The following is a 3,017-nucleotide window of genomic DNA, read 5'->3' as shown; positions in this document are numbered from 1 at the left end:
GCGGCGGGGGCGTGTGCGGGAAGGGTGATGAGCGCTGCCGCTGCGGCGAGCGCGACACCCAAGGATCTGCGTCTCATACGAATCCCTGTGGGTGCGTCGGGGAGGTGACGGCGACGGACGTACCGGCGGCACACCGCACGCGAAGCGCCAACGGCACGATTCCGCCGCTTAGTTCACGGCTTGATTTAACTGATGACTCGACAGTCGCGGCAAGCCCTTGAACGCGGGAATCTTTCAAGCGTTGACGAAATCGCCGCTCCTGTCGGGCCGTTGGCGTTCAGAAGGAAGAACTACGCGGGAACGAGGAAGACGGGGAAGAGACGGACCCAGCGGCGACGGACGAGGGCGATAATCGTCTTCACCACGATCACGGGAACGACCGGAGGCCACCGTTGCCCTCGTTGCACGACTTCGCCACCTGGGAACCGCTGCTGAGGCTCCTGTGGGCCGGCAACGCGGACCGGCTCGCCGCGCCGGACGGCCATGTGGGCGGACAGATCGGCCGGTTCGGCTGGAGCGTGCCCGTGCGGCGGGGTTTCCCGCGGCCCGGACAAGCCGCCCGGGAGGAGGACATGCAGCAGGAGTTCGCCGCGGTGAGGCGGGTGCAGAGCGCGCTCGCGGAGGCCGGAGAGGACAGCGTGTCCTTCGTGGCGGAGCCGGCGCCGGCCGGCAGGGCCGTGCTGCACGTGCTGTGCTCCGGTCCCGCCGTGGAGCCCGGTATCGGCGATCCGCATCCGGGTTCGCTCGTCCTGGTCGAGGGCGCGGTCCCCGAGCCCTGGCGCCGTCTGCCCGACCCGGTGCCCGGAGTGGCGCCGGCGCCGTCGGCGGATCCGGCGGCGCTGGAGCGGACACTGCGCGAACGGGTCCCCGGCACCATCGGCGCCACCGAAGCGGAGATCGCCGCCACGGAGGCGCGTCTCGGCGTCGCGTTGCCCGACGAGCTCAAGGCGCTGTACCGGGTGACGCGGGCCCGGTGGGACGACTGGCGCGACGACCACGAGGCCGCCGACCGCATCTGCCGCGCGGTGGGCTGCGAACTCTTCCCCCTGGACGACCTGTACGTCGCCGACGCGGCGTCCCGTCCGTGTCTGTGGCGGTTCGCGGCGAAGGAGGCGGTCGTCACCCCGCCCGACGCGACGGTGCAGGGGCTGGTCGGCTCCCCCGGCTGGATCGTCTTCGGCGACAACGGCGGCGGCGACCGGATCGCGGTCGACCTGACCCCGGGGCCGCGCGGGCACACGGGCCAGATCATCATGCTCAGCCACGAGCGGAACATAGGCGCCGAACCGCTCGCCGACTCCCTCACCGATCTGGTGCTGAACGTGCCCCGGCGAGGGCGCTCCGGCCGCGGCGGGGACCGGCCGCCGGTCGTGGCGCACGTCAACATCCGCGGCCTGACGAGCGTGGAGGCCGCCGCCCACTCGGGACTGGAGGTCCTGTCCATCGGCGTGTGGGACCACGATCCGCTCAGTCTGGCCCCCGTCTTCGGGCTGCCCCGCCTGCGGACCCTCAGCGCCTACCCCGGCACCCTCGCCGACCCCCTGGAGATCGCGGAGCTGACCGGCCTGGAGTTCCTGGAGCTCGGACCGGAGGAGTGGCGTGTCCTCCTCGGCGCGGGAGCGGTTCCGCGCGGCCTTTCGGCCGCCGCCGTGGTCGTGCACGGCGATCGGCACCCGCTCGCGACCACGGCCCTCGCCAATGAGCTGCTCGCGCTCTGGGACCGGCCCCCGATCACCCGGACCGTCCTCGAAGGCGACCTGCCCTGAACTCCCTGGTGGGGGTGGCGGGTTCACGCGCCAGGCGCGGCACGCCGCCGGCCCGGTGGACCGGCGACAGCGCGGTGCCCCTCGCAGGCAGGGGCCGGTTCGAGGCAGGGGGCCGTACGTGCGCGGTCCGGCGCCCGGTTCGCCGGGGCCACCGCCCTGAGACGCGGTGACCCCGCCGCCCGACCCGCGAAGGCGCGCGACCGGACGACCGGCGAAGGCGCGCGGGAAGTCAGTTCTTGCGGCCGACTCCGCCGAACATGGCGACCTCGGGCGGCTCGGGCCCGTCCGTGTCGGGGCGCCAGCGGTTGCACGAGACCACGCCGGGTGTGAGCAGTTCCAGGCCGTCGAAGAAGCGGGCGACGGCGCCGGGGGTGCGCTGGGTCAGTTTCGGCGTGCCGTGCTCGTTCCAGAACGCCACGGCGGCGTCGACGTCGGGCATGTCCGGCCGTGTGACGGTGTGCGACAGCACCAGGTGGCTGCCCTTCGGCAAGGCGTCCACGAGGCGGCGCACGATCCCGTACGCCTCCTGGTCGTCCCCCACGAAGATGACGACGCCGAGCAGTATCAGCGCCACGGGCTCGCTCAGGTCCAGCGTGCGCGCGGCCTGTTCCAGGATGGAGCCGGCGTTGCGCAGGTCCTCGTCGAGGTAGTCGGTGCGGCCCTCGGGGCTGCTGTCGAGCAAGGCCGCGGCGTGGGCGAGGACGATCGGGTCGTTGTCGACATAGACGACGCGGGACTCGGGTGCGATGCGCTGGGCGACCTCGTGGGTGTTGTCCGCGGTGGGCAGGCCGGTGCCGATGTCGAGGAACTGCCGGATACCGGCCTCGCCCACCAGGTGGCGCACCGCCCGCCCGAGGAATCGCCGGTCGGCCTGGGCGTAGTCCCCGATCCCGGGGTGCAGCCGGCGGATCTGGTCCCCCGTCTGCCGATCGACCGCGTAGTTGTCCTTGCCGCCCAGCCAGTAGTTCCAGATGCGGGCCGTGTGCGGCTGGTCCGTCTTGATCCTCTTGCTCAGCTCGCCGAAGGCGGGGCTCTCGGTCACGTGCCGCCCTCCAGGTCAGACAGGTGATCGCTCAAAAGGCAACCTAGCGGCCGGAGTTGGCGTGCGGCGACCTCTCCTGCGCGTCGGCCTCGGCCTCGACCGGCGCCCCTACCCGCGCGGTTCGCACACGGTCACGGCGCACGGCACGTCGGACGGCAGCCGCTGCGTCCAGCCGGCCCGCGCCGACGGTGCGGGGCTCCGGCCGGGCC

At 72.9% G+C, this 3,017-nt stretch carries 2 protein-coding genes; one reads left to right on the top strand and one right to left on the bottom strand.

Going from position 1 to position 3,017, the window contains the following annotated elements:
* Positions 1-392 precede the first annotated feature (392 nt).
* On the top strand, positions 393-1,766 hold the full coding sequence (locus tag BZY54_RS45040) for an SMI1/KNR4 family protein (protein ID WP_086731147.1): 1,374 nt from the start codon (positions 393-395) through the stop codon (positions 1,764-1,766).
* Between the two features lie 229 nt (positions 1,767-1,995).
* On the opposite strand, the gene BZY54_RS45035 is transcribed toward BZY54_RS45040, so the two are convergent.
* Complete coding sequence (locus tag BZY54_RS45035) at positions 1,996-2,808, bottom strand: SAM-dependent methyltransferase (RefSeq protein WP_086731146.1); 813 nt, start codon at positions 2,806-2,808, stop codon at positions 1,996-1,998.
* Positions 2,809-3,017 lie beyond the last annotated feature (209 nt).

This window comes from Streptomyces carpinensis (assembly GCF_002154505.1).
Lineage (GTDB): Bacteria > Actinomycetota > Actinomycetes > Streptomycetales > Streptomycetaceae > Streptomyces > Streptomyces carpinensis.
Note: the sequence above shows the minus strand (reverse complement) of the source record. Positions and strands in the feature narration are given on the sequence as shown.